The 24,513-nt window shown below is 61.6% G+C and carries 26 protein-coding genes and 2 tRNA genes; 20 read left to right on the top strand and 8 right to left on the bottom strand.

Annotated features, from left to right (window positions below):
* Position 1: 1 nt before the first annotated feature.
* The 7 genes from N1058_RS03095 to N1058_RS03065 all read left to right on the top strand — a co-directional run bounded on the left by N1058_RS03095 (position 2) and on the right by N1058_RS03065 (position 5,576).
* Positions 2-1,144: an alpha-D-ribose 1-methylphosphonate 5-triphosphate diphosphatase gene (locus N1058_RS03095; RefSeq protein WP_265516026.1), complete on the top strand. Its 1,143-nt coding sequence runs from the start codon at positions 2-4 to the stop codon at positions 1,142-1,144.
* 9 nt (positions 1,145-1,153) lie between these two features.
* On the top strand, positions 1,154-1,783 hold the full coding sequence (phnN, locus tag N1058_RS03090) for a phosphonate metabolism protein/1,5-bisphosphokinase (PRPP-forming) PhnN (RefSeq protein ID WP_265516025.1): 630 nt from the start codon (positions 1,154-1,156) through the stop codon (positions 1,781-1,783).
* Between the two features lie 29 nt (positions 1,784-1,812).
* On the top strand, positions 1,813-2,790 hold the full coding sequence (locus tag N1058_RS03085) for an adenosine deaminase (protein ID WP_265516024.1): 978 nt from the start codon (positions 1,813-1,815) through the stop codon (positions 2,788-2,790).
* Between the two features lie 113 nt (positions 2,791-2,903).
* On the top strand, positions 2,904-3,533 hold the full coding sequence (gene upp, locus N1058_RS03080; protein ID WP_265516023.1) for a uracil phosphoribosyltransferase: 630 nt from the start codon (positions 2,904-2,906) through the stop codon (positions 3,531-3,533).
* A gap of 210 nt (positions 3,534-3,743) precedes the next feature.
* Entirely contained in the window at positions 3,744-4,313 is a 570-nt protein-coding gene (locus N1058_RS03075) for a retropepsin-like aspartic protease family protein (RefSeq protein ID WP_265516022.1), read from the top strand.
* Between the two features lie 109 nt (positions 4,314-4,422).
* Positions 4,423-5,073 (top strand): CGNR zinc finger domain-containing protein, encoded by a 651-nt coding sequence (locus N1058_RS03070; RefSeq protein ID WP_265516021.1) that lies wholly within the window; start codon positions 4,423-4,425, stop codon positions 5,071-5,073.
* On the top strand, positions 5,070-5,576 hold the full coding sequence (locus N1058_RS03065; RefSeq protein ID WP_265516020.1) for a hypothetical protein: 507 nt from the start codon (positions 5,070-5,072) through the stop codon (positions 5,574-5,576). Before N1058_RS03070 ends, N1058_RS03065 begins: the two co-directional genes overlap by 4 nt.
* Before the next feature lie 7 nt (positions 5,577-5,583).
* On the opposite strand, the gene N1058_RS03060 is transcribed toward N1058_RS03065, so the two are convergent.
* The 3 genes from N1058_RS03060 to N1058_RS03050 all read right to left on the bottom strand — a co-directional run bounded on the left by N1058_RS03060 (position 5,584) and on the right by N1058_RS03050 (position 6,965).
* Entirely contained in the window at positions 5,584-6,162 is a 579-nt protein-coding gene (locus N1058_RS03060) for a transglycosylase SLT domain-containing protein (protein ID WP_265516019.1), read from the bottom strand.
* 173 nt (positions 6,163-6,335) lie between these two features.
* A tRNA-Ala gene (locus tag N1058_RS03055) sits at positions 6,336-6,411 on the bottom strand.
* Between the two features lie 170 nt (positions 6,412-6,581).
* Positions 6,582-6,965, bottom strand: coding sequence for a TIGR02300 family protein (locus tag N1058_RS03050; RefSeq protein ID WP_265516018.1), 384 nt, complete (start codon positions 6,963-6,965; stop codon positions 6,582-6,584).
* A 423-nt stretch (positions 6,966-7,388) separates the two neighbouring features.
* Here N1058_RS03050 and aroA point away from each other — a divergent pair, with 423 nt between their 5' ends.
* The 5 genes from aroA (at position 7,389) to N1058_RS03025 (ending at position 13,358) form a co-directional block, all read left to right on the top strand.
* A complete protein-coding gene (gene aroA / locus N1058_RS03045; RefSeq protein ID WP_265516017.1) occupies positions 7,389-8,729 on the top strand; it encodes a 3-phosphoshikimate 1-carboxyvinyltransferase in 1,341 nt (446 codons plus the stop codon).
* Positions 8,730-8,738: 9 nt separating this feature from the next.
* The gene (locus N1058_RS03040; protein WP_265516016.1) at positions 8,739-9,443 is read left to right on the top strand and encodes an SDR family oxidoreductase; all 705 of its coding nucleotides are present in this window, start codon (positions 8,739-8,741) and stop codon (positions 9,441-9,443) included.
* A gap of 14 nt (positions 9,444-9,457) precedes the next feature.
* Positions 9,458-10,087: a (d)CMP kinase gene (gene cmk / locus N1058_RS03035; RefSeq protein ID WP_265516355.1), complete on the top strand. Its 630-nt coding sequence runs from the start codon at positions 9,458-9,460 to the stop codon at positions 10,085-10,087.
* Between the two features lie 147 nt (positions 10,088-10,234).
* Positions 10,235-11,941, top strand: coding sequence for a 30S ribosomal protein S1 (gene rpsA, locus N1058_RS03030; protein ID WP_265516015.1), 1,707 nt, complete (start codon positions 10,235-10,237; stop codon positions 11,939-11,941).
* A gap of 502 nt (positions 11,942-12,443) precedes the next feature.
* Positions 12,444-13,358, top strand: coding sequence for a LysR family transcriptional regulator (locus tag N1058_RS03025; protein ID WP_265516014.1), 915 nt, complete (start codon positions 12,444-12,446; stop codon positions 13,356-13,358).
* A 90-nt stretch (positions 13,359-13,448) separates the two neighbouring features.
* Here the strand turns inward: N1058_RS03025 and N1058_RS03020 are convergent, their stop codons facing one another.
* Positions 13,449-13,652, bottom strand: a complete 204-nt coding sequence (locus tag N1058_RS03020; RefSeq protein ID WP_265516013.1) for a SlyX family protein — start codon at positions 13,650-13,652, stop codon at positions 13,449-13,451.
* The gene (locus N1058_RS03015; RefSeq protein WP_265516012.1) at positions 13,649-14,086 is read right to left on the bottom strand and encodes an acyl-CoA thioesterase; all 438 of its coding nucleotides are present in this window, start codon (positions 14,084-14,086) and stop codon (positions 13,649-13,651) included. Before N1058_RS03015 ends, N1058_RS03020 begins: the two co-directional genes overlap by 4 nt.
* A 186-nt stretch (positions 14,087-14,272) precedes the next feature.
* Here N1058_RS03015 and N1058_RS03010 point away from each other — a divergent pair, with 186 nt between their 5' ends.
* On the top strand, positions 14,273-15,589 hold the full coding sequence (locus N1058_RS03010; protein WP_338040609.1) for a DUF6538 domain-containing protein: 1,317 nt from the start codon (positions 14,273-14,275) through the stop codon (positions 15,587-15,589).
* On the opposite strand, the gene N1058_RS03005 is transcribed toward N1058_RS03010, so the two are convergent.
* Positions 15,570-16,436 carry a hypothetical protein gene (locus N1058_RS03005; protein ID WP_265516010.1) on the bottom strand — a complete coding sequence of 289 codons (867 nt, stop codon included), beginning with the start codon at positions 16,434-16,436 and terminating at the stop codon, positions 15,570-15,572. The genes N1058_RS03010 and N1058_RS03005 overlap by 20 nt on opposite strands.
* 170 nt (positions 16,437-16,606) lie before the next feature.
* On the opposite strand from N1058_RS03005, the gene N1058_RS03000 reads away from it, so the two are divergent.
* Entirely contained in the window at positions 16,607-18,022 is a 1,416-nt protein-coding gene (locus N1058_RS03000) for an SEC-C domain-containing protein (RefSeq protein ID WP_265516009.1), read from the top strand.
* Between the two features lie 108 nt (positions 18,023-18,130).
* Here the strand turns inward: N1058_RS03000 and N1058_RS02995 are convergent, their stop codons facing one another.
* On the bottom strand, positions 18,131-18,877 hold the full coding sequence (locus N1058_RS02995) for a TIGR02391 family protein (RefSeq protein ID WP_265516008.1): 747 nt from the start codon (positions 18,875-18,877) through the stop codon (positions 18,131-18,133).
* Between the two features lie 181 nt (positions 18,878-19,058).
* Between N1058_RS02995 and N1058_RS02990 the strand changes: the two genes are divergently transcribed.
* The 4 genes from N1058_RS02990 to N1058_RS02975 all read left to right on the top strand — a co-directional run bounded on the left by N1058_RS02990 (position 19,059) and on the right by N1058_RS02975 (position 22,996).
* On the top strand, positions 19,059-19,664 hold the full coding sequence (locus N1058_RS02990; protein WP_265516007.1) for a recombinase family protein: 606 nt from the start codon (positions 19,059-19,061) through the stop codon (positions 19,662-19,664).
* A gap of 633 nt (positions 19,665-20,297) precedes the next feature.
* The gene (locus tag N1058_RS02985; protein ID WP_265516006.1) at positions 20,298-20,495 is read left to right on the top strand and encodes a hypothetical protein; all 198 of its coding nucleotides are present in this window, start codon (positions 20,298-20,300) and stop codon (positions 20,493-20,495) included.
* Positions 20,496-20,661: 166 nt separating this feature from the next.
* Positions 20,662-21,318, top strand: a complete 657-nt coding sequence (locus N1058_RS02980; protein WP_265516005.1) for a hypothetical protein — start codon at positions 20,662-20,664, stop codon at positions 21,316-21,318.
* A gap of 826 nt (positions 21,319-22,144) precedes the next feature.
* Positions 22,145-22,996 carry an LAPAL motif-containing putative phage structural protein gene (locus tag N1058_RS02975; protein WP_265516004.1) on the top strand — a complete coding sequence of 284 codons (852 nt, stop codon included), beginning with the start codon at positions 22,145-22,147 and terminating at the stop codon, positions 22,994-22,996.
* 88 nt (positions 22,997-23,084) lie between these two features.
* Here N1058_RS02975 and N1058_RS02970 read toward each other — a convergent pair.
* Positions 23,085-23,174, bottom strand: a tRNA-Ser gene (locus N1058_RS02970).
* A 273-nt stretch (positions 23,175-23,447) separates the two neighbouring features.
* Here N1058_RS02970 and N1058_RS02965 point away from each other — a divergent pair.
* Both N1058_RS02965 and msrA read left to right on the top strand, forming a co-directional pair.
* Positions 23,448-23,762, top strand: a complete 315-nt coding sequence (locus tag N1058_RS02965) for a hypothetical protein (protein WP_265516003.1) — start codon at positions 23,448-23,450, stop codon at positions 23,760-23,762.
* 18 nt (positions 23,763-23,780) lie between these two features.
* Positions 23,781-24,446, top strand: a complete 666-nt coding sequence (gene msrA, locus N1058_RS02960) for a peptide-methionine (S)-S-oxide reductase MsrA (protein ID WP_265516002.1) — start codon at positions 23,781-23,783, stop codon at positions 24,444-24,446.
* Positions 24,447-24,513 lie beyond the last annotated feature (67 nt).

Here is a 24,513-nt window from a genome sequence, read left to right as displayed (position 1 = left end):
TATGACATCGCAGACCATTTTCAAGAACGCCCGCATTGTCCTGGCCGACGAGATTGTCGACGGGGCCGTCCATATTCGCGACGGCAGGATAGAAGATATCTCCAGGGGGCCGCTCTCGGCCGCCGGCGAGGACATGGAGGGAGACTACCTCATTCCAGGCCTTGTCGAACTGCACACGGACCACCTCGAGCGCCATTATGCGCCACGTCCCAAGGTGCGCTGGAACCCGATCGCCTCCGTGCTTGCCCATGACGCTCAGATCGCGGCCTCGGGCATCACCACCGTCTTCGATGCGCTGCGCATCGGCCTTGACGAGGACAGCGACGTGGTGGTGGGCGACGTGCGCGTGCTGGCCGAGGCCATTGGCGGCAGCATGGATGCCGGCCGGCTGCGGGCGGAGCATTTCCTGCATCTGCGCTGCGAGGTCTCGGCCCCCGATTGCCTGGAAGGCTTCTCGCTTCTTGCCGGAGACGATCGCGTGAAGCTCGCGTCGCTGATGGACCATTCTCCGGGCCAGCGGCAGTTCACCAACCTTGAGGCCTACGCCACCTATTACAAGGCCAAGATGAACCTGGACGATGCGGGGTTCGAGAGGTTCTGCAAAAAACGCATGGACGAATCGCGCACCAATTCTGCGCCCAACCGCCGGGCCATCGCCGAGGCGTGCCGGGAGCGCGGGATCATCCTCGCCAGCCATGACGACGCGACGACGGATCACGTGGCCGAGGCGGAAAACGACGGCGTACGCGTGGCTGAGTTCCCGACCACCGCCGAGGCGGCAAAGGCTTCCAAGGGCTCTGGCATGGCGGTGCTGATGGGGGCGCCCAATGTGGTGCGCGGCGGCTCGCATTCGGGCAATGTCTCGGCGCGCGAACTGGCGCTCGGCGGCGACCTCGACATCCTGTCTTCCGACTATATTCCCTTCAGCCTGGTCCAGGCGGCTTTCCACTTGGGCGAAGTGGTCGAGGGCATTTCGCTGCCCGAGGCGGTGGCGAAGGTGTCGAAGAATCCGGCCGAAGCTGTGGGCCTGACCGACCGCGGTGTCATCGAACCCGGCCGCCGGGCCGACGTCGTCCGCGTCCGGCTCGATACCGGCATCCCCGTCGTGCGCACTGTGTGGCGCGCCGGCGAGCGCGTGGCCTAGGGGAGGCGCATGATTTCGGCCAGCATAGAGCGCGCGCAGGCGGAGGCACCTTTCCCGATCAGGCATGGCGTTTTCGTTGCCGTTGCTGGACCTTCGGGCGCGGGCAAGGATTCCGTGATGGATTACGCCCGGACGCGACTTGGCCCGCTTTCCGGCGACATCGTCTTCATCCGGCGAACCATCACGCGGCCCATGGAGGCAGGCTCGGAAATCCACGATACGCTGGACGGCGAGGCCTTTGCCAAGGCCGAGGCAGAAGGGTGCTTCGCGGCCTCCTGGCGCGCCAATGGGCTGGCCTACGGCATTCCCGCCGAGGCGGACGACATCGTGGGTTCCGGGTGCGTCGTGGTCGCCAATGTGTCCCGCGGCGCCATGGGGACGCTGCGCGAGCGTTATCATCACTTCCTGCCCGTTATCGTGACCGCACCTTCCGCCATTCTCGCCGAACGCCTTTCGGCGCGCGGGCGCGAGAGCCGCGAAGAGGTGCTGGCCCGGCTGGATCGGGCCGGAGACCGGGCGCTGCAGGTTGGCGATGCCGTCGTGATCGACAATTCTGGTGCGCTCGAAGAAGCCGGCGAAAAGTTCCTGGAAGTCCTGCGCAAGGCGGCGGCGTGGAGCGACGTGTGTGATATGGTCTGATCCGATTCAATTCCGAGACAGACCGCCGCATGATCCCGAAAGCCGAACTGCACTGCCATATCGAAGGGGCCGCCGCGCCCGAGCTCGTCCTGCGCCAGGCGGAAAAATACGGTGCCGATGTTTCCGCCTTCATCCGCGACGGCGCCTATCATTGGCATGATTTCACCAGTTTCCTGAAAGCCTATGACGGCGCGGCCGGCCTCTTCCGCACACCGGAAGATTATGCCCTCTTGTCCGAGACATATCTGTGCGACCTTGCCGGCCAGGGCGCCATCTACGCCGAATTCTTCACCTCGCCCGACCACGCCAGCCGCGTCGGCCTGTCAGCCCGGTCCTATACGGAAGGGCTCGGAGAGGGCATGCGCCGCGCCCGCGAGCGGACCGGCATCGAAGCCCGCATGATCGTGACTGGCGTGCGCCATGTCGGCGTCGAGGCGGTGGAGCGGGCGGCGCAGTTCGCCGCCGGATGCGGTCACGCCCTCGTCACCGGTTTCGGCATGGCGGGAGACGAGCGCATGGGTCATCCGCGCGACTTCGCACGCGCCTTCGATATCGCCCGCGAAGCGGGGCTGGGCATCACGGTACATGCCGGCGAGTTCGGCGGGCCCGACAGCATCGAGGCGGCGCTCGATGCGCTGCGGCCCTCGCGCATCGGCCACGGCGTGCGCGCGATCGAGAAACCGGCGCTGGTGGAACGGCTGTCGGCGGAAGGCGTGGTGCTTGAAGTCTGCCCCGTCTCGAATGTCGTGCTGGGCGTATTTCCGGGCTTCGCAAGCCATCCGTTTCCCGCACTGTATGCCGCTGGCTGCAAGGTCACGCTCAATTCAGACGACCCGCCGCATTTCCATACGAGCCTCGGCCACGAATACGAAGTCGCCTCGCGGCATTTCGGACTGGATGACGCGGCCCTGGATGTCATCACCCACACCGCGCTGGAAGCCGCCTTCGTGGACGAGCCGACCCGATCGGCGCTTCTGGCGCGGATCGGGCAGCATGTAGCGCTCTAAGTCGCCGCGGTATCCGCGCGAACAAAGCTGTGGCCGCGTTTTCTCGGCTATGGCCAGCGCGCCCCCGGCGGGACTAGTATTGCGCGTGAAGAGCGCAGCGCGGGAGAGAATGAATGCAGGGCGTCACCATCGTCGATCACCCACTTGTCCAGCACAAGCTCACTATCATGCGCGACAAGGAGACCTCGACGGCCGGGTTCCGCCGGCTCCTGCGCGAGATCTCGCTCCTGCTTTGCTACGAGGTGACGCGCGATCTCGAGATGACGACGCGGGTGATCGAAACGCCGATCATGGAGATGAAAGCGCCGACGCTGGAGGGCAAGAAGCTCGTATTCGCCTCGGTGCTGAGAGCCGGCAACGGCCTGCTCGATGGCATGTTGGACCTGGTGCCGGCGGCGCGCGTGGCGCATGTGGGCCTCTATCGCGACCACGAAACGCTGGAGGCGGTGGAATATTTCTTCAAGGCACCATCCGATCTGGAAGACCGGCTGGTGATCGTTGTCGATCCGATGTTGGCGACGGCCAATTCGGCCATTGCCGCGGTGGACAGGCTCAAGGGGCGAGGCGCCACCAATCTGCGCTTCCTGTGCCTGCTGGCCGCCCCCGAAGGCGTAGAGCGCTTTCGCGCGGCCCACCCGGACGTGCCTGTTTTCACGGCCGCCGTCGACGAAAAGCTCAATGAAAAAGGCTATATCGTGCCCGGCCTGGGCGATGCGGGCGACCGTATGTACGGTACCAAATGAAGGCCCGTTTAACCGCGCCTTAACCAGTGCCTAATCCTTCGGCAAGCCGTTAAACCGGCGGTGAGACATCGCAGCCAACATGCCCGCAGTAGAGCGTTATGCGTCCATTCGGACGCACAAAGGACGCTTCAACACTTTGGATCTACGCATCGTACTTTCCGAAAATGGATCCCGATTTTCGGACGGATGCTGTAGCGGAGGGCGGGGACCATGTGGCGCAAGATCGTCCTGGCAAGCGCGTTTGCCGGCATCGCCGCGGCGGTGCCGGCTGTGCATATGGAGAATCCCGAGCTGTTCGGCAGGCTGGTTCGCCATGCCTATGAGAGGGCCACGCCCAAGGCCGAACCGACTGAGCTCAACGTGACGCTGGATCGCGCCGAGATCGCGCCCGAAACCGAAGTGCTTCTGGGCAAGCGCGTGCGTATCCCCGCCGATGCGCGAGGCCACTACGAGGCCGAGTTCAAGCTGAACGGGCGCCGCATCGATGCGCTGGTGGACACGGGCGCGACATTCGTTGCGATAAACCAGTCCACGGCCCGGCGGATCGGCCTGAAGCTCGCCCGCTCCGATTTCCGCTACAAGGTCAATACCGCTAATGGCGAGGCGATGGCCGCCACCGCAGAGATCGCCAGCCTGCAGATCGGCCGCATCCATGTCGACAATGTCCAGGCCGTGATCCTGGAGGATAAGGCTCTAGATGGCACACTGATCGGCCTCAGCTTCCTCAACCGCCTGGCCAGCTTCCAGATGCAGAACGGCACGCTCCTGCTGGAACAATAGACGGTTGCTCAACGCGAGGACCTTGCCAAAACCGGCAAAACTAATTTAGATGGTTGAAAGTTCCCAAGACGGGGGGCAATCTGGTTTGGCCGGCGCGGAAACCGACGATATGGCAGGTATGGAAGGGCCGGTGCCCTTCTTCTTCGGCGGCAGGCTGTGTCTGGATTTTGTCAACACCGTCAACAGCCGGTCGCGTCCGGCGACCAAAGACTATCTTCCCGACTATTCCTCGCTCACCGGCTGGTGCCGGCAGACGGGTGCACTCGACGCGCCGACACTGTCGGGGCTGAACGTCCGTGCCGCCAGCGAACCGGCGGCCTCCGCCGCCGCTCACCGGGAGGCGATCGCTCTGCGAGAGGCGCTCTATCGGGTATTCCGCGCGGCAATCGTCGGCCCGCCCTCTCCTCCGCAGGATCTGGCGCTGCTCAACCACTGGCTGCGCGAGGCACGTTCGCGACAAGTGCTGGCCGAGCGGGATTCCGGTTTTGAATGGCGCTGGGAAGATCTGTGTCAGGAGCTGCTCGCCCCGCTGATGGCCGTTGCCGTTTCTGCCGGTGCGTTGCTTGCCGGTGACGATCTGAAGCGCCTCAAGGACTGTCCGGAGCCGGAGGGCTGCGGCTGGCTCTTCTACGACGAAACCAGGAACAGTTCGCGCCGCTGGTGCAGCATGGACCATTGCGGAGGCGCCGCAAAAGCGCGTCGCTACGCCGCCCGCCACGGTACCGCCGTACCGGGCCGAAAATCGGAAGCAGGGCAATGATCGGAAAATGGAACGAGAAGAAGGTGCTGGCGATAGCGGTTGGCCTCGTAGCCATCCTGTTCGCCGTCGGTTGGCTGTCGCGGGAAGACCCCTCGCATCAACCCTATCTGAAGCTCATGGGCGGCGGCTTTGTGTTCAACTACCGCAACGCGGAAGTTTTCTACGGTTTCACCGCGCAGGTCGTGCGGCCCTTGGCCAGCGGCTCCATCATCGAGGCGAGCTTCGAGGACCCTGGAGGAGGCGAGCCGCACTTGGCGTTGGAACGCGTCAGCCCCATGACCGACCGCTACTCCCTCCGTTCACCACCCGTTCGCGGGGTCGAAGCGGGCAAGCCCTACAAGGTCGTGATCAGTGTATACGATCGCCAGCGGGAGAACCTGATCTGGCAGACGGAGCGCAGCTACAAGAGCCAGATCAGCGACAAGGTCGTGCCGGATGCGCCCCTGACCGTCGGCCCCGGCTATCATCTCAATCCGGAACCGGCGGCAAGGCCAGGCGGCTGAGAGCGTCCTAGCGATAGCCGCACGATGCCATCTGCGAGGCGTAGGTGCGGGCCATGCTGGCGGTCTTGGCAGCGGCGTTCTTCATGCCCGCATTGTTCTTCCACGTCCCGCGCGCATAGCCGCCATGTCCGGCATAATAGGCCAGGTAAAGGTTGTAGGGATCGTTGAGCGCAATCCCGTTCGTCCGATTGCTCTTGTTATGATACCAGCCGATGAAACGGATCGCGTCGCCGAAATCCGACCGCCTCGCGGAATATCGCCCGGTTTCGCGCTTGTATTCCGTCCATGTGCCGTCCAGCGCCTGGGCATAGCCATAGGCCGTGGAGATGCGCTTTCCGGGAATGAAACCGAGTATCTTCCGGCGTGGCGGCCGCGCACGGGCGCGAAAACCCGATTCCTTGTACATCGTCGCCATCAGGATGGGCACGGGAACGCCATATTCGCGCTCGACGCTCTTGGCCTGCCGGTGCCAGTTATTGAACCAGCCGTCCTTCTGGCTGAAGATAGAACAGGCATTCCCCGTTCCCGTGGGGGCAGTCGCGCACCCCGCCAGAACAAGCATCAGAACGATAAACACAACGCGCATGGCGGGACTCCGGACCTGCTACACCACCCACCGCCTTCACAGGACGATTTGCGCGCAATTCGATTGAAATTTTATTAATCGGTACCAAGCAGGCCCGCGGAACCGATATGCGTCACAGGCCGCAGCCAGTGCCCGTGCGCTCGAAACCGGATGCATTCAAATGGAAGGAAAATTGGTGGAGCCAAGCGGGATCGAACCGCTGACCTCTTGCATGCCATGCAAGCGCTCTCCCAGCTGAGCTATGGCCCCACACTTCGGCCATGAGGGCCGATGCCGTTTCCGGCCTAGAGGTCTGCCGCCCGGTGCGGGACGGCTGTGATGGCGGCTTCTAAACCCGCCCGTCCGGTAAATCAAGCCCGCCTGATGCCCAAAGGCTGGAATTTTCCCCAGGCACCGTCGCGAGGCTCAAAGCGGCGTGATCAGGTCTCCTCGTCGTCGTCACCGACGCCGATAATGCCCGTCACGTCATCGTCTTCCTCTTCCTCGTCCGCGAGGAAGGTATCGTCGTCATCGTCGTCGAGTTCCACATCGTCGTCGTCGAGATCGGGCAGGTCGTCGCCGCTGCCCTTGGTCTCTTCATCGGCGTCTTCGAGCGAAACGATCTCCGGGCCGTCCTCGGCGTCCAGTTCCTTTTCCTCGACCTCTTCCTCCTCCTCGACCAGAAGGTCTCCGCCGGCTTCGAAATAGCTGCGCGGATAGGACTGGCCGGTATAGGGCGAGACGATCGGATCCCGATTGAGATCATAGAATTTACGGCCCGTTTCGGGGCAGATGCGTTTTGTGCCAAGTTGCGGTTTAGCCACCGTGGTGCCTCATCGTCTTCACGAACCGGTTCAGCCGCCCATTCGGCGGGCCGTTTCCGGGGAAAAAGTCTTAACGCGATTTCGGACCCCATAACCACAGATCGCGCGCCTGTCAAAGCCTATTGAGGCTCGGCCCAGGGCAATCGAGCAAAGGAGATTATTCCTGCATTGGGGCAAGCGCCAACGCCGGACCGTCCGCCGCGGCTGCGGCGGCGCGCCATATGGTGCGAGCCAAGGGCGCGGATGCGCCCGCTCGGCGCTTGAGGGACGGAAAAGAGGAAGGGCAATCGGGTGAACCCGATTGCCCTGAGGCTTGGCCGTGGATGGGCGGCGGCGCGCGGGTCGCGGCGGGGGATGACCGGGCTCGACCGGCATGCTAGACGCTGTGCCGTTCCCCCAAGCAATCATGCGTCCGAGAGCCCTATGAACGATCATTCCAAGCCGCAGCCCGCGACCGCCCGAAAGAGCGGCCCCCTTTCCGGCAAGGCCCGCCTTCCCGGCGATAAATCCATCTCGCACCGCGCCTTCATGTTCGGCGGCCTGGCCTCGGGCGTAACCCGCATCACTGGCCTTCTCGAAGGCGAGGATGTCTTGCGCACGGGTGAAGCGATGAAGGCGATGGGCGCGCGGATAGAGCACAACGGGGCGGAATGGGTGGTCCAGGGCACGGGCAATGGCTGCCTCCTGGAGCCGGCGCAACCGCTGGATTTCGGCAATGCGGGCACCGGCGTACGGCTCACGATGGGGCTGGTCGGCCCCTATGACATGAAGACGCGCTTCATTGGCGACCCGTCCCTGTCCAAACGCCCGATGGGCCGCGTGCTCGATCCGCTGCGGGAGATGGGAACGCAGGTGCTGGAGGCCGAGCCCGGCGACCGGCTGCCGATCACCCTGCGCGGGCCGAAGCATGCTGCGCCGGTCAGCTATCGCGTGCCGATGCCGTCGGCGCAGGTAAAATCCGCCGTGCTCCTGGCCGGCCTCAACACGCCGGGCGTTACCACCGTCATCGAGCCGGTGATGACGCGCGACCACACCGAGAAGATGCTCGCGGGCTTCGGCGCGGCGCTCGAGGTGGAGATAGATGCCGAAGGCGTGCGCCACATTCGCATTGAGGGGCAGGGCAGGCTCCAGGGACAGGTGATCGCGGTGCCGGGCGACCCCTCCTCCGCCGGCTTCCCGCTGGTGGCGGCGCTGATCGTGCCCGGTTCCGATATCACCATCGAGAACGTGCTGATGAACCCGACCCGCACGGGCCTCATCCTCACGCTGCAAGAGATGGGCGCGGACATCGAACTCATGAACAGGCGCAGTGCCGGTGGCGAGGACGTGGCCGACCTGCGCGTGCGGTCTTCCGAGCTTAAGGGCGTGCGGGTTCCGCCGGAGCGCGCGCCGTCGATGATCGACGAATATCCGGTTCTGGCTGTCGCGGCATGCTTCGCCGAGGGCGAGACGCTGATGGAGGGGCTGGAAGAACTGCGGGTCAAGGAATCGGACCGCCTTTCCGCCGTGGCCAACGGCCTCAAGGCCAATGGGGTGGATTGCACCGAGGGCGAAACGACGCTCAGCGTGCACGGTGCGCCGGAGGGCAAGGGGCTGGGCGGCGGCACGGTCGAAACCCACCTTGACCATCGCATCGCCATGAGCTTCCTCATTCTGGGGCTGGCCACGGAAAAGCCGGTCACCGTCGACGACCGTGCCATGATCGCCACCAGCTTCCCCGAGTTCATGGGGCTGATGGCGGACCTCGGAGCCGAGATCGAATAGGAGAACGCTATGGGTAGCGAAAAAACGGCGATGATTGTCGGCGGCGGAAGCGGCATGGGGGCCGAGGCCGCGCGAAAGCTTGCCGCCGATGGCTATCGGGTCGCCATCCTGTCCTCGTCCGGCAGGGGTGAGGCGCTGGCGAACGAATTGGGAGGGTTGGGCTTCACCGGCTCCAACCGGAATCCGGACGATCTGAAGCGCTTCGTCGACATGACGGTGGAGCGCTTCGGGCGTATCGACGCGCTGGTCAATGGTGCGGGCCACGGGCCGAAAGGCCCGGTGCTCGAAATTTCCGACGACGATTGGCAGGCCGGCATGGAGACGTACCTGCTCAACATCATCCGTGCGACGCGGCTGGTGACGCCGTTCATGCTGGCGCAGGGCTCGGGTTCGATCGTCAACATATCCACCTATGCAACCTTCGAGCCGGAGGAGATGTTTCCCACCTCGGGCGTCTTCCGCGCCGGCCTGGCCGCATTCACCAAGCTCTTCTGCGACAAATATGCGGCGGACGGTCTGCGCATGAACAACGTCCTTCCGGGTTTCATCGATTCCCTGCCGGAAAAGGAGGACCGTCGCTCGCGCATCCCCATGGGCCGCTATGGGTCGGTGGACGAGGTCGCCGAGCTTATCCTGTTCCTAGCTTCCGGAAAGTCGGCCTATATTACCGGCCAGAACATCCGCATAGACGGCGGCATTACGAGGTCCGTGTGAGCAGCGCGGAAAAAATCATAACCATCGCCCTCGACGGCCCCGCTGCGTCGGGCAAGGGCACGCTGGCGCGCCGGCTGGCGGCAAAATATGGACTTCACCACTTGGATACCGGCCTCACATACCGGGCCGTGGCCAAGGCCCTGCTCGACAAGGGGCTGCCGCTGGATGACGAGGTCTTGGCCGAGCGCGAGGCAGGAGCACTTGACCTTGCCGCCCTCGACCGCAAGGTGCTTTCGGTCCACGGCGTCGGCGAGGCGGCGTCGAGGGTGGCCGTGATGCCGGGCGTGCGCCGGGCGCTGGTGGAAAAGCAGCGCGCCTTCGCCTCCAGGCCGCCCGGCGCCATCCTTGACGGTCGAGACATAGGCACGGTGGTCTGCCCTGACGCGCCGGTGAAGCTCTATGTGACGGCGAGCGCGGCCGTGCGTGCCGAACGGCGTTGGAAGGAGATCGTGAGCCAGGGCGGCGAGGCCGAATATGCGCAGATCCTGGCCGATGTCGAGCGCCGCGACGCGCGCGACATAGGCCGCGCCGACAGTCCTTTGCGGCCGGCGGAAGACGCGCACTTGCTAGATACGAGCGAAATGGATATAGAGACCGCGTTTCAGACTGCTTGCGTTTATATCGACGCCGCACTCGGTCACTGAGAAACGAAAACCGGCCTGCCAAGCATCCTCATGCGCCGGAAAAGCCGCGAGAGCGGCCAGAGCAAACTGCTCGGGTGCCCGGCGGGCCACAACGCAACACGAACCACCGGCGCCAGCCCCTCCAGAAGGGGTGTTTCAGGAGCATCAATGTCACAATTCAATCCGTCTCGCGACGATTTCGCGAGCCTTCTCGAAGAATCCTTCTCCGAGCGCGACGCGGGCGAAGGGTCCGTCGTCAAGGGCATCATCACGGCCATCGAAAAAGACATGGCCATCATCGATGTTGGCCTCAAGGTCGAAGGCCGTGTGCCGCTGAAGGAATTCGGCGCCAAGGCCAAAGACGGCCAGATGAAGGTGGGCGACGAGGTCGAGGTCTATGTCGAGCGCATCGAGAACGCGCTGGGCGAGGCCATGCTCAGCCGTGAGAAGGCACGTCGCGAGGAGAGCTGGGTCAAGCTCGAAGAGAAGTTCAACGCCGGCGAGCGCGTCGAAGGCGTCATCTTCAACCAGGTCAAGGGCGGCTTCACCGTCGACCTCGACGGCGCCGTGGCCTTCCTGCCGCGTTCGCAGGTTGACATCCGCCCGATCCGCGACGTCTCCCCGCTCATGCATACGCCGCAGCCGTTTGAAATCCTCAAGATGGACAAGCGCCGCGGCAACATCGTCGTCTCGCGCCGCACCGTGCTTGAGGAGAGCCGCGCCGAGCAGCGCTCGGAGATCGTGCAGAACCTCGAAGAAGGCCAGGTGGTCGAGGGCATGGTCAAGAACATCACCGATTACGGTGCGTTCGTCGACCTCGGCGGCATCGACGGCCTGCTGCACGTGACCGACATGGCATGGCGCCGCGTCAATCATCCGACCGAGATCCTGAATATCGGTCAGACGGTGAAGGTGCAGATCATCCGCATCAACCAGGAGACGCACCGCATCTCGCTCGGTATGAAGCAGCTCGAGGCCGACCCGTGGGAAGGCATCGGCGGCAAGTACCCGCTGGGCAAGAAGGTCACCGGCCGCGTCACCAACATCACCGACTACGGTGCATTCGTGGAGCTGGAGCCGGGCATCGAAGGCCTCATCCACGTTTCCGAGATGTCCTGGACCAAGAAGAACGTCCACCCCGGCAAGATCCTGTCCACCACGCAGGAAGTCGAAGTGGTCGTGCTCGAAGTCGATCCGGTCAAGCGCCGCATTTCGCTTGGTCTCAAGCAGACGCTGGAAAATCCGTGGGAAGCCTTCGCGCGCACCCATCCGTCCGGCACGGTCGTCGAGGGCGAGGTCAAGAACAAGACCGAGTTCGGCCTGTTCATCGGTCTGGAAGGCGATGTCGACGGCATGGTGCACCTCTCCGATCTCGACTGGTCGCGTCCCGGCGAGCAGGTGATCGAGGAGTATAACCGCGGCGACGTGGTGCAGGCGCAGGTTCTCGACGTGGATGTCGAGAAAGAGCGCATCTCGCTCGGCATCAAGCAGCTTGGCCGCGATTCGGTCGGCGAGGCGGCAGCCTCCGGCGATCTGCGCAAGGGCGCCGTGGTGACCTGCGAAGTCACGGGCGTGAAGGATGGCGGCCTCGAGGTTCGCCTGGTCGACCACGACGTCGAATCCTTCATCAAGCGCTCCGACCTGTCGCGCGACCGCGACGAGCAGCGCCCCGAGCGCTTCTCCGTCGGCCAGAAGGTCGATGCCCGCGTCACCGTGTTCGACAAGAAGACGCGCCGCATCAGCGTTTCCATCAAGGCGCTGGAAATCGCCGAGGAGAAGGAAGCCGTGGCTCAGTTCGGCTCCACCGACTCCGGCGCCTCGCTCGGCGACATCCTGGGCGCTGCGCTCAAGAAGCAGGGCGGCGACGACGAGTAGTCGAACCCCGCGCTGATAATATCGAGGCCCCGCCGGAGCGATCCGGCGGGGCCTTTGCTTTGGTTGGGGTACGGGAATTGCGCTCGCCGGTATGTGGGCTCGGCCGATCCGGCATGGTTTCTTCGGCCGGCCTACCGGGGTTAGCGCGAGCGCTTCGAAAGATATTGCGGGGAAAAGGCCCGCGTCAGCACAAGCAGCGCTTTTCTGAGGACGTCGGAACGCGCTCGGTTCGCCTGACGGGCGTAGCGCTGCAAGCTAGGGCTGGAGCCGGCACCTATGGCGTAGTGAGACATTTCAGAGCCTCCTTGGTATCCGCGAGCGACCATGACTGCGCCAGCGATTGCTTGCGCCGACCAGCTTTGTCGTCGTTGACCTGTTGAACAGAAGAATCGCCCGGCTCACCTCAGTCTGGTGTCCGAGCCTGGCTCTAATATAAGTCGACAGGATACGCACACAATAGAAATGATCTTTCCTGTTGTGTGAGATATGATAACACAAGCATATGAACCGCCGCCTGCCCAACCTGAATGCCGTCCGCGCCTTCGATGCCGCAGCCCGACACCAGAGCTTTTCGCGCGCGGCCGACGAACTCGGCGTTACGCATGCTTCGATCAGCCGCTATGTGAAGAACTTGGAGGCGGAGATCGGCGTCACCCTGTTCGAACGCCGGCACCGGCAGGTTGCATTGACGGCGGCGGGATCGCGCTATGCGCAGATCGTAGCCGACGGACTGATGCTGATCTCGCTCGATACGGGCACCAGAGTGGCGCGCAATGCGAAAGGGAGGGTGGTCATCGAGGCCGATTCCGACTTTGCATTGCTGTGGCTCATGCCTCTGTTGGACAAGAACGCGCTGGATACGCTCGGTATAGAACTAGAACTACGCTCCTACGCCGAACCACCGCGCACTATCGCTCCGGATGTGGATCTGGCCCTCACCTGGGGGCCGATGGATGTGCCGGGCTTTTCCCGTGAGCTCTTCCTGGATTTCACCTCTTTTCCGGTCTGTGCCCCCGATCAGACCAAGCAGGTGGTTGAGAGTGGACTGAAGGCGCAGACACTCATCCACGACCGCGCGCTAAATGGTTGGGACGAGGCGCTGAAACGCAGTGGAGCCAGTCTGGACGCGGCCAGAGGCTATCTGATGTTTCACCGGACCTATCTCTGTCTCGATGCGGCCGCAAAGGGGGTAGGGGTCGCAATCGGCGATGATGTCACGGCGGGCGCGATGCTGCGCCAGGGCAGGTTGGTGCGGCCCTGCGGGCCGAATCTCCCCGGCCGCAAATCGTTCTATCTCTCCTCCAGTTCACGTCGGCCAAGGCGGCCTGCGGTCGAGGCGATGCGCTCCTGGTTGCTGGACCGTGCGGCGGAACATGCCGAATGGGCGAAACGGGAGGGCCTGTCCCCGTCGACATAGATCGTTGCCGCTTTCGTGCCGGCCAGCGTTCCGGGAGGAAGGCGTGGCTATGCTACTGCAAGTGAGTGTGCTGCGCCAAACACCATATCCTTACCAGTGCGGGGGCTTGGTCACTGGCACGTCCGGGGTCGTCTGCTCCTCCAGCTCCAGGAAGCGCTCGGTGAGCCGGTCGAGCTTCTTTTGCAGAAGGTCCACGGTCTTCCATTGCTCGGCGAGCCCGGCGGAAAGTTCTTCGATGGTCTTTTCCTGCTCGGCGACCAGCATTTCCAGTTTTTCGAGCCGTTTCTCGCTCATTTGACGATGCTCTCCAATACGGCGCGTAATCCGGGCGCAAGCGGCGAAGGCCGGCGGCTTTCGCGGTTCACATAGACATGCACGAAGAAGCCCTCGGCGGACGCGGTTTCTTCCTCGTTGCGGAAAAGAGCGATCTCGTAGCGAACTGAGCTCCCGCCCAGATGAGCCACGCGCAATCCTGCGGTCACCACGTCCGGAAACGCCATCTCCGCAAAGTAGCGGCAACCCGTTTCCACTACGAGCCCGATCTGCTCGCCCCTGCCGATATCGAGAACCCCGTTCTCGATCAGCCAGCCGTTCACCGCCGTGTCGAACAGCGAATAATGCACCGCATTATTCATGTGGCCATAAATGTCATTGTCCATCCATCGCGTGGGAACAATCCGGAAGGCCCGATAGGAAGCGCGATTGGAAGGAGCGGGACGGCCGATCATGCGGGCGATCCGGAGATGCTGCCTCGCACGAGCGGACCTGCCAATCCCGTGGAACTCGATGAGCGCAGCAGGATGGCGGAGAGAGAGGGAAACTCTCCCCCGCGTCGCTGCACGCCTTGAAGGTCTTGACTTCCGCCTGGTTCACCTATCCCAGTGGGGCACCGAGTTGGGGCACTGGGGTGATTAGTGGCGAATCCGAAGCAATATTTAGAGTGGCATGGACAGCAATGGCGAGTGCGCATAAAGGTTCCTGCGAAGGTCCGTGACTTGGTAGGTCGGAGCAAACTAACATTCCCGCTTCACACTGACAGCCTCAAACTTGCCGAGGAGCGCAAGTGGCCCATTGTGGCCCGCCTTAAGTCTGTCATCACGGCGGCCGAGACGGCCTTCGCCTCCAGTGACCCGGTTCAGGCCGAGGCGCTCCGCCACCGGCTCCACAAGGATGTCGAGGGCACCCAATTCGCCATCCACATGCGGGCCACGCAGCTAGAGGCAACCCACGGCCACCAAGCCGCCCAAGCTTTCTATGATCTCGCCAGCGGCCAAGTAACGCCACTGGATCACCACGCAGACTCCTTCGCCGCCCACCACGGCTATCGATTGAAATCGGATGGGGACTTCCGCCGCGTCTTGGGGTGGCTCTCAGATTGGCTCCGGGACAGCCGCTTGCCCATTGCGCTGGAGGCCGTGAGCCGGAAGGTGGCGGGCGGTTTCATTGCGGAGACCCTCACGGTAGGGCGGAGTGCAAAGAAGGCCGGAGCCTATCTTGCCTTCCTTCGCCAGTACTGGAAGTGGCTTCTGGAGAAGGGCCACGCGGCCGAGAACCCTTGGAGCGGCCAAACTCTGCCTGCCTCCCGGAGGCCACGCCGCGAAGCAGAGCCCGACAAAGGGAAACGCCCGTTCACCGATGAGGAGGTTTCCATCCTCCTCTCAGGAGATGGCGGTACCGTATTAGGAGACCTCATGCGTATCGCCGCTCTCAGCGGAATGCGCCTGGAGGAAATCTGCCAGCTTCATGTTGCGGACTGTCAGGGGGGTCTATTCAGCGTGTGGGCTGGCAAGACGGATAACGCCCGCCGCACCGTGCCCATTCACAGTGCCCTCAAGGAGATCATCACGCGGCGGGTGGAGGGAAAAAAACCGGGAGATTTCCTTATAGAGGACCTTCCGCCGCTCACCGCTTCCCGTGAGTCCCGCTCAGACCCCGCTGCCAAACGCTTCACGCGCTACCGTCGTAACATGAAGGTGGACGAGCGCCCCAACGGCAAGGCCAAATCCAACGTGGACTTCCATTCGTTCCGCCGCTGGTTCATCCGTAAGGCCCGTGACGCCCGCCTAGCTGGTGATGCCGGCTTTGATGAATGGACACTAACGTGGGTGATCGGCCACACCGACACCGACCGGCCGAAATCGCTGGAGCTAAGCCAGCACGGATACGCTGGGCAGGACCCGGAGAAGGCGAAGAGGGCGTTGGTGGAGGCCGTTAAGCTGCCGGTGAGTTAGCGGCCCCGCTGTTGCCTAGGAGAGGATTGCGCTCGTGATCGGCTGTCGGAAGCTTTGCAGCCACGTCGCTCGCAAAGAGATGGCATGCCATCGCTATCTCAAAGAAATCCGACGCTGTGATAACGACCGGCTCACCTAACGCGTACTCTCGTGACCGCGTTACGCGCTTCATGAATATTGTGACCCCTCCGCCTTCGTCTGGCACCCGGACACCCGGCGCGTAGGTATCGATTACCTCTCCAGGAGCGACTTCGATCTCCTCTTCACCCCGGTTGTAGAAGAGCTTCAGGCGGGGAAAGCTGAGGATGAGCAATCCGGTCTCTGGATTGATGTCTTTCCTGCCGACGCGCCCTCCGCGATGCTCAAGGCAGTTTCGGACCTTTTGAAGTGAGGCAAACTCGCTGTCAAAGGTCATGGGCTCCCGCAAACCCGCGTTCACCTCCGAAAGAAGAGCCGGGAACGTCAGCTTCTGAGCTTGAGTCCGGGAGGCCTCCATTTCGGTTTGGAACCTCGCCCATGTGGTAATGGCTTGGCGGCGGCCGACAATAGCAAGGTAGAATTTTGCCTCTTCCAATGTTTCCCTTATTCCTCTCGCGAGGTCCTGAAAGCCCTTACTCAACACCCAGTTCTGGTACGTCTCGCGGCGTTCTTCTGGCGAGGCTTCGACTTCAGAGAACTTGTAACTGATGAAGCCGCCATGCATCTCTGACGAGTCTAGCTCCTCCCCCGCGATGCTTTCCAGGCAAAATGCGACCACGTGAGTCGTGATGCTTACCGCTCGGTGAACCGGCGCTGCGACCCCGTTGGGATCGAGTTTGACAATAATTCGATCGGGAGCCGCTGCCATTTCCAAACCTCCGCTTAGAGGAAAGCTCAACGTTGTAAGTGGCTACGACCCGTATAGGCCAAGAGGCCTTGGTGGAGGCTGTAAGGCTCGGCTGGTGCGCCCTGGGCCACGAGTTCCCCTCATGTCGCCCCTGAAATGCCTATGATAACTTGAGTCGACGGAGACAATCTATGAGTCGCGAGCATCCTGTGGACGACATGGCAGCCTGCCCCTGCAATTCAGGGAAGCGGTTCGGGGCTTGCCATGGCCATTATTTCAAGTACGTCGATCTTCTTTCTCCCACCCCAAATCGGCTGAATTTTCTAGCCCAGAACGGCATTCTGCGCGAGGCCCTGCCGCAAGGCGAGAAGCGCCGCTTTGGTTATGGGCGGCCGCTCGAAACTTGGCAGCAAGGAAACACCCGGTTCGTACGGGTAAACGGCAAGGCTTACGCATCAAAAAATTGGCGCACCTTCACGGACTTTCTCTTCTCATTCCTGACAATAGCATTAGGACGCGATTGGTGGACTACTGAGCGGTCGAAGTTGCTTCACCAGCAGCATCCGATCTTGCGCCAGTTCAAGCTCTTTACAGACGCGCAGCGGGCGTCAACGCCGGACCAGCGCGGCCTCTATTCCGTCTCTCCTTCTGGCCCAATGATGGCGCTAGTTGCATTGGCCTACGACCTGTACCTCTGCGCACACAACGAGCAAATCCCGCCTCAATTAGTGGAACGCCTTAAGAACCCGTTTGGCTACGAGGGCGCGCTATACGAGGCTCATGTCATAGGCATATTTGCCCGTGCCGGATATAGAATAGAATTCGAGGATGAGGGCGACGTTGGAAGGTCGCATTGCGAATTCACTGCGATCAATAAGGGGACTGGCAAACGCTTCTCGGTCGAGGCGAAGGCTGTAAGCTCCCGTTCTGGACGCGCGGGTGATTCAGCGCATCCGCCTAGGTTTCGAGGCAAGCTTCACGACGCTCTCAAGAAGCACGCGGATCACGAGCGAATGGTTTTCATCGAGTTGAACCGCGCCATTCGTAGAGATAGCAGTGGCTCTCCCGAATGGGGCAACGAGCTGTTTGCTCAGATGAGCGCCGCTGAAAACGACCTAACCGTAGAGAGTCAGCCCGCCCCTTGCGCTTTTGTCTACGTCACTAACCGACCGTTCCTCATCGGAGAAGGCAATACCACCGCTCATTACGAGGTGGGAGGCTGGGGGTTCAAGATTCCCGAGTTTCCCCCTGAGCGCTTGGGGAGGGTCTTGGACATGCACCGGGCGCGGATGAAGCACCTTGAGGCCTACCAAGTATTTCGCGCGATGCAGCAGCTTCAGACAATTCCCCCCAGCTTCACGCGTGATCCATTTGTGCTGCTCATGCAAGCTTTGGAAGTTGAATCTGAGCGAGGCCCAGGCCCTTGGCATCCGCTAGATGCCTTCGACTTCCTGTTCCACACCTATCATCGGTCGAGCCGTGAGAACCTTGTGGGCTGGCTATCCGATTACCACGAGGCCGAACACCTCGCGAAGCTAAGCCAATTGGAACTGGCCGAAGTTTATTGCGCGGGGATGGTTCCCGCGATCATCAATCCGGGGAGGTAGTGCCCGCCAAAAAATAGGGGTCACGCATCCGACAGGCAACCTAACGCGACCAATGGCCGACCTTCCCCCCTTGGGGTGGGGATGAGACCCAATTAGGCCAGAGCAGCCTCACCCCCGCCGATCAACGATGCGCAGCAGGTTGTTGGCCAACATGACCACCTCCATGGCCTCCACGGGGTCTGTGAGGTTGACGTTGCGATGGGATTGAGGGTTCTTGAACGAACCCATAGCTCCCGCGAACAGGTCGGACATTGCCTGGCGTTCGCCACCCTCAAGTTCCTTATCGGTCAGAGGGCCGATCCTCGGATCGAAGGCCTTTCTCATGAGGGGGACACCGACTTCTGCTTGGCCGTACTCGGCAGCCTGCCTCACTTTCACCTCAACGGCCTTCATCGCTTGGAAGGCTGCAACATCATACTCGCCGCGTAGGAAGGCGGACCAAACGCTGTTCGCGATTGCGGGATGCAAAAGCTCCTTTCGGAGATAACGGGAGGCTGAGTATCGGGTGAAGTCAGTATCATCCTCAAACTGGGCGGCGCGGCGGCTCAGCACACGATAACCATTCCGGCCGTTTTCCCCTGGGGCGGGGATCAGGAAGCCTTGGGCCTCCAGCCATACCCACGCCTCGGTAACTGCCAGCTCAACACTTTCGCGCAGCTTAATGGGGAACGCCGGTGATTGGCGGCCTCCTTGGGGCGTGAAGAGCGACGCCACAAAACCGTTTCGGTTCACCATACTCATCGAGTTGTCTGCCGCCACGTCTCGCAGGACAAACAAGAGCTTCGCGCCAAGCTCCTCCGGCTCCATATTGAGCACCAGCTCAACTGGCGGCATGATCTGATCCAGCGGTCGCATCTTCAGCCCTCCTACTCAAAGCTGTACGTTACCAGGAGGAGCGCCGGTCTCACTAGAGCAAGCCCGTGTGAGTCTTAGTCAAATAGCTCAATTGAGTCTCATACGAATGGTCTCTTGACATTTCTTTCGAAAGTCTCTCATAATGGTCTCACATAGACGCCGAAACGGAGACCTAATTGCCATGACGACGCCAGCGGCCACGACTACGCGGGGGGTGCTTATCGGCTACGCCCGCACCTCCACCGCCGACCAGAAGGCGGGCCTTGAAGCACAGCTTCGCGACCTGGAAACCGCGGGATGCACCAAGATATTCCGTGAGGAGCTTTCCTCCGTTGCGTCCACTCGACCGCAGCTAGAGGCCGCCCTTGAGTGGGTCCGGGAGGGGGACATTATGGTTGTCACCAAGCTGGACCGTCTGGCCCGCTCGGTGGCGGACCTCGTGGCGATCACCGAGACGCTAAGGGTGAAGGGAGTGGAGCTTCGCATCCTTTCCATGAACCTTGATACGGCCACGCCTACGGGGAAGCTCATGCTCAACCTCCTGGGGTCTATCGCGGAGTTTGAGAGGGAGCTAATGCTTGAGCGCCAGCGCGAGGGCATCGCTAAAGCCAAAGCCGATGGCAAGTATCAGGGGAGGCAGCCCACCGCCCGCAGGAAGGCGGCCGAGGTGCTGCGCCTCAGGGCAGAGGGTAGGTCCGCGAATGACATTAAGCATGCTCTGGGCATCAGCCGTGCCAGCGTCTTCCGCATCCTCGCAGAACATCCAGACCGGGGGGTGGCCTCATAACCCTGACGGGAGGCGCGGTTTGCGCCGAACCAACTAATCAATCGTGGCGAAGCCACACCAAACCGGAGTTGCAGGCAAGCTTGTTGAACCTTACGGTCGAGGTTCTCCAAGAGGCGCTTGAACTCCTCATCGGAGATGCGGTTGGCTGGCCTAGAGGAGGAGGCATTAGCTTGAACCTTGGGGATGGCCTCCATGCCGGGGGTGAGGAGGGGCAGACACACGTTATGGCCGCCACCCCCAGCACAGAACATCATGGTCCCTGCCCACCGATCATGAACCGCACACGGGACCCAACCGCATGGGTCTCGTAGCGGAACATGGTGGCAATTACGCCACCCACCACAAGGATACTTAGAGGCAAGACCAGCCTTAGCATCTTATCCACCCCATTGGTCATCTACGCGCCCTCACCCTTCCATTAGTCGTTTCGCTTGCTGGTTAACACGATAGGTTTGACTCATGGGACTACTTTATGACCTCGGAATATACCTAGAGCGTATGTCTATATTGATAGATTAATTTATAACACCATAGCCAAAATGAGAATTGTCTTATTTTATTCTTCCATTTTGCTACGCCTCTGTGCTATGCAGTGCGCCAATCCCATTCCCTGGCTGAGGAGCAACGCCGCAAATGTCGATAGAGGACAACGCCCGTGTCTACCTCATGGACCGTTTCAAGCTGGCCGCTGATGAGGTTGAAGGCTTTCTAGAGATTAGCAGGGGCTTGCTGGACAAGTACGTTCCCGTCGGGCGTTTCCCGTATCGAGACGGCAGGATCGACCTGGAGGGCTTGGTGCGTGAATCTAAGCCCTACTTCCATATGCCATGAAGGTTATCCGCCGCCGCAGCCGAGCCGCAGCCTGACAATCCCTACGAGAGGAGGAATGCTCCCAGAAGCTAGCCCCAGCATTGGACCCTGACGCTCCCACAGAGCGCCCCCAGCGCCGCACGCCGGCGAACCCAATCCAATGAGCCTAGCCAAAAGGAGCATTCCCTTGCCGTCCAACAAAGCCCACCCATTTCCCCTAGTCACTTCCAAGCGCCTTCAGGTGCGGGAGCAGGTTCACACAATCCTCTCAGAGACTGCCGCCCCCTATTGGGTGAGGGGCATCGTCTCGCCGTATCCCGAACCGGAGGCCGAGCCGGATGTGCCAGCTTTGGCCGAGCGCATCGTCCTGCTTGGAGACGCCCACCCGCAGCAATTCCACTTCAGCGCCGCCGCTCTAGCAATCGGCTACGAGCTTTGCCGCACAGGCCACTCGTGGGGAACAAATGACAACCACAGCGAGGCTCGCAATGTCTATGCGCAGATGATTTTCTCTGGAGCCTTCCAAGCGAACCTCCCTGTTGCCCGTCTCTTCACCGACGCCGGAGCAGGGCAAATCGTGAAATATGAGGGCCGTCCGTACGACCTCACCAGCGAAAACCTCATGCTGATCCCTGGACCTCGTGCCAAACGGGAAGCCCGTGCGGTGGCCATGGAGCACGCCGAGCGGCTGGCGTGGGAACGGCCTGAACGTCTGCCCGCTGGCGTGACAGTGGAGGAATATCTAGCCAATCTCCACCAGCTTTTCGCATACCACGATGAACTTGCGGGCATCCTGAAAGACACCGGCAAGCCGGCCCAACGGAATGGCGAGGAGGCTGCCTAACAAAACATGGCATGGAGGGCGCCTCAATGCGCTCTCCGTGCACATCCTCACAGCGACTCAGGGAAGCCCGTGGAGTGCGATTAACCGCCGACGCACCCAAGGGGACTCCGCAAAGTCAACGCTCGCCAGCGGACTTCTGAGGCCGTTTCTGAGGCGGTCGAGCCGAAAGGCAATTAGGACACATCTACGAGCAGGGACCCCCTCCAAGCTGCCGTATTGCCTAGCTCAGCGGAATTACCACACATTATATGAAGGGGCCTCCAGGCTGCCGTATTGCTCCGCATGGAGCATGGTGCTGATAGACCACTCCTCTCCCACCAACCCTCGAAGAGAGCAGTGGGCTCCTTCCTTTAGTCTGTCCTCAACGCTACCTACTTGGACACCTCAAGGACAGACCCAAAGCCCTTTCAGGCACCACCGCCTTTGGTAGGCATCCGCCAACCCTCGGCCCACCTCAGGACGGGCACGAGGCGAACCCTCAGGCCATGGGAAGGGGTGGTGAGAGACCCGACCATGCAAAGGGGACTTGGGGCTCTGCACGACGCCCCAATGCAACCCTCAAGTGATCACATCATTGGCTTTGAGTTTGAACACAGGGTCTCCAGCCGACCTTCAGCCACCTTGAAGCGTGGGAGCTTGGCCATGACAGTCGCACTTGGCCTTAAGGTCACCCCGCCATAGCTGCCGCCGATGTTCATTCCGCACCGCAATTGTAGGCATGATGAAAGACGTGGGGGCGAGGACTTCACGGGGAGGCAAGTGGAGTGCTATTCAAGTAATGAGGGTTCTGGGACCAGATAAAATATCACTGGTGGGAGGGGTGGCTTTGACCGAGAACATTTTTAGTCTTCGCTATGAGGGGACGGGAATTTCAGAAGGCTTGGAGCCGAGCGCCTTCGCGGAGACGGTGCGGGGATTTGCGGAGTTCGTCACCACCGTCAGCGAGTCTGTATACGGGGAGGGCGACGACACCAAGTTAAAGGTTCACCGGCTGACTCAAGGAAGCCTCCTACTAGAGCTTTGGCAAAGCGTTAGCGATATGACGGTGAACGACCTCCTAGCGATAGGCGCAAGCGTGGCAACCGAAATGCAGATGGCAATCGACTTACTTAAGCACTTGCGGGGTCAACCTCCTAAAGTCGTGAGTAACGTATCTGACGGTGGGGTTTCGGTCGAAAACAACTCCGGTAACATCGCCGTCTTTAACCAATCAACCGTCAACTTGGTGATTAACGGCGACATCGGGAGCAGTGTCGAACGGTTCACGAAGCCAGTCTCCGATGGGTTGTCTAGCGGCTTTGCCCTGGAAATGAACACCGGTCCGGTTGCATCGGTAAGCAGCCAGGATGCTCCTAGTATGGTGTCGGTAGCCCAGGACAAGGAGCTTTTGGAGAGCGAAAGCGAAATATGGCTGACTGCGACGAAGGTGGTGCTTCAAGGGGAAGCTAAATGGACCTTCAGCGATGGACGGCGGCCCTTCGCGGCTCCTGTCGTTGATCCAGAGTTTTTGGCAAGTGTCAGTTCAGGTCGGGAGCGGTTCGGGAGCGGAGATCGGCTGCTGGTCCGCCTGAAGGCGAAGCAATCTCAACGCGGAACCCGGCTTCGTACCCAATACGAGGTCATCAAGGTTCTAAAGCACGAACCGAAGCCCGCCCGAATTCAGGACAGCCTTTTTTAGTTTTTGGGGCACCACAATGGGGCACCGTGCAATAAGGCGCTTGATAATATTTTAAGAATCTCAGCAGGTTATGCGCAGGCAAAAGCACTGGCGGAGAGAGAGGGATTCGAACCCTCGATACGGTTTCCCGTATACACGCGTTCCAGGCGTGCGCCTTCAACCACTCGGCCACCTCTCCGCATGCCGTCCCCTGCTTTTGCAAGCCTGACGGCGGGAACATCGAACGATGCCCGGGGCTCATCTAGTCGAAATGTCTCGCGATGCCAAGACGTGGAGCGCGCTTTTCCCGGAGGTTGCGAAATTACCCGTCTATCAAATCCTCGTGTGGCGATTGCCACGATCTTCCGCCGGGCCTATCTCATAGGGGTTTGAGACCGGCATACGCGATGTTGCTGCGCGTTTGTTGGCGATGCAGGCTGCTGTTTCGGGCGGCTGACGGGAGAATGTGACGATGCGGTTCGTGGTTCGCATGCTGGCGATGTTTTCACTGGCGGTCGCCATCATCATGGCGGTATCCGATGCCACGCGTTCGATAGCGGCGGGGGACTGGATTGCCACGCCGCTCGGCCAGAGCTGGTATTCCGTGTCGCCCGACACGCTTAACCTGACCCAGGCGACCATCCAGCGCTACCTCCTGCCGGCGCTTTGGGATCCGGTGATCGTTTTCGTCCTCACGCTGCCGGGCTGGCTGGTCTTTGCCGTTCTGGCGCTCATCCTCCATTTCATCGGCCAGACACGTGGTCGTCGCAAACCGGCCTCGGCCTGATACCCAGGGAGAAACGGAATGTTCTTTCTAGCCGACCTGATGAACAAGAAGACGAAGCTGCCGACGCCGGACGAGGCGTTGCCCGGCCGCGCCGCGCCCATTCCCACCGCCGAAAAGCATCATGTGAGCGGCCGTCCGCTGAAGGAGCCCTATCCGGATGGAACGGAAGTGGCCTATTTCGGTATGGGCTGTTTCTGGGGCGCCGAGCGCCTGTTCTGGCAGACCGACGGCGTATGGGTAACGGCGGTAGGCTATGCCGGCGGCCACACGCCCAACCCCACCTATAGGGAGACGACGACGGGGCTTACCGGCCATGCCGAAATCGTCAAGGTGGTTTACGATCCGTCGATCGTCTCCTTCGAGGCGCTGCTGAAGATATTCTGGGAAAGCCACGATCCTACCCAGGGCATGCGCCAGGGTAACGATGTGGGCACCACCTACCGCTCCGCGATCTACACCACGAGCGATGCGCAGCTGGAAGCCGCAAAGGCCTCGAAATCGGACTATCAGCGGGCGCTTGCGGCGGCCGGCGGCGGCAAAATCACCACCGAGATCGCGCCGGCGCCCGCGTTCTATTACGCGGAGGCGGATCATCAGCAATATCTGGCTATGAACCCCGGCGGCTATTGCGGCCTCAGGGGCACCGGAGTCGAATGCCCGGCGCCGGTGGCGAACGTGCGCTGACGATCCAGCGGTTGCGTATCCCAGGCCAGCGGTCGAATGATGCGCACGGTGATTTTTCCGCGTGAAA

The sequence above is a fragment of the Nitratireductor luteus genome (assembly GCF_026162365.1).
Lineage (GTDB): Bacteria > Pseudomonadota > Alphaproteobacteria > Rhizobiales > Rhizobiaceae > Chelativorans > Chelativorans luteus.
The sequence above is the reverse complement of the archived record's forward strand: the minus strand, read 5'-3'. Positions and strand labels throughout refer to the sequence as shown.

Bases quoted from the DNA above. Each gene is read 5' to 3' on its own strand.
- N1058_RS02985 (WP_265516006.1), top strand. From the start codon at position 20,298: ATGTCGATAGAGGACAACGCCCGTGTCTACCTCATGGACCGTTTCAAG.
- N1058_RS03015 (WP_265516012.1), bottom strand. From the start codon at position 14,086: ATGATCGGCCGTCCCGCTCCTTCCAATCGCGCTTCCTATCGGGCCTTC.
- N1058_RS03040 (WP_265516016.1), top strand. From the start codon at position 8,739: ATGGGTAGCGAAAAAACGGCGATGATTGTCGGCGGCGGAAGCGGCATG.
- N1058_RS03060 (WP_265516019.1), bottom strand. From the start codon at position 6,162: ATGCGCGTTGTGTTTATCGTTCTGATGCTTGTTCTGGCGGGGTGCGCG.
- upp (WP_265516023.1), top strand. From the start codon at position 2,904: ATGCAGGGCGTCACCATCGTCGATCACCCACTTGTCCAGCACAAGCTC.
- aroA (WP_265516017.1), top strand. From the start codon at position 7,389: ATGAACGATCATTCCAAGCCGCAGCCCGCGACCGCCCGAAAGAGCGGC.
- N1058_RS03000 (WP_265516009.1), top strand. From the start codon at position 16,607: ATGAGTCGCGAGCATCCTGTGGACGACATGGCAGCCTGCCCCTGCAAT.
- phnN (WP_265516025.1), top strand. From the start codon at position 1,154: ATGATTTCGGCCAGCATAGAGCGCGCGCAGGCGGAGGCACCTTTCCCG.
- msrA (WP_265516002.1), top strand. From the start codon at position 23,781: ATGTTCTTTCTAGCCGACCTGATGAACAAGAAGACGAAGCTGCCGACG.
- N1058_RS03075 (WP_265516022.1), top strand. From the start codon at position 3,744: ATGTGGCGCAAGATCGTCCTGGCAAGCGCGTTTGCCGGCATCGCCGCG.
- N1058_RS02965 (WP_265516003.1), top strand. From the start codon at position 23,448: ATGCGGTTCGTGGTTCGCATGCTGGCGATGTTTTCACTGGCGGTCGCC.
- N1058_RS03065 (WP_265516020.1), top strand. From the start codon at position 5,070: ATGATCGGAAAATGGAACGAGAAGAAGGTGCTGGCGATAGCGGTTGGC.
- N1058_RS03070 (WP_265516021.1), top strand. From the start codon at position 4,423: ATGGCAGGTATGGAAGGGCCGGTGCCCTTCTTCTTCGGCGGCAGGCTG.
- N1058_RS03025 (WP_265516014.1), top strand. From the start codon at position 12,444: ATGAACCGCCGCCTGCCCAACCTGAATGCCGTCCGCGCCTTCGATGCC.
- N1058_RS03085 (WP_265516024.1), top strand. From the start codon at position 1,813: ATGATCCCGAAAGCCGAACTGCACTGCCATATCGAAGGGGCCGCCGCG.
- N1058_RS03020 (WP_265516013.1), bottom strand. From the start codon at position 13,652: ATGAGCGAGAAACGGCTCGAAAAACTGGAAATGCTGGTCGCCGAGCAG.
- rpsA (WP_265516015.1), top strand. From the start codon at position 10,235: ATGTCACAATTCAATCCGTCTCGCGACGATTTCGCGAGCCTTCTCGAA.
- N1058_RS02990 (WP_265516007.1), top strand. From the start codon at position 19,059: ATGACGACGCCAGCGGCCACGACTACGCGGGGGGTGCTTATCGGCTAC.
- N1058_RS03095 (WP_265516026.1), top strand. From the start codon at position 2: ATGACATCGCAGACCATTTTCAAGAACGCCCGCATTGTCCTGGCCGAC.
- N1058_RS03005 (WP_265516010.1), bottom strand. From the start codon at position 16,436: ATGGCAGCGGCTCCCGATCGAATTATTGTCAAACTCGATCCCAACGGG.
- N1058_RS02995 (WP_265516008.1), bottom strand. From the start codon at position 18,877: ATGCGACCGCTGGATCAGATCATGCCGCCAGTTGAGCTGGTGCTCAAT.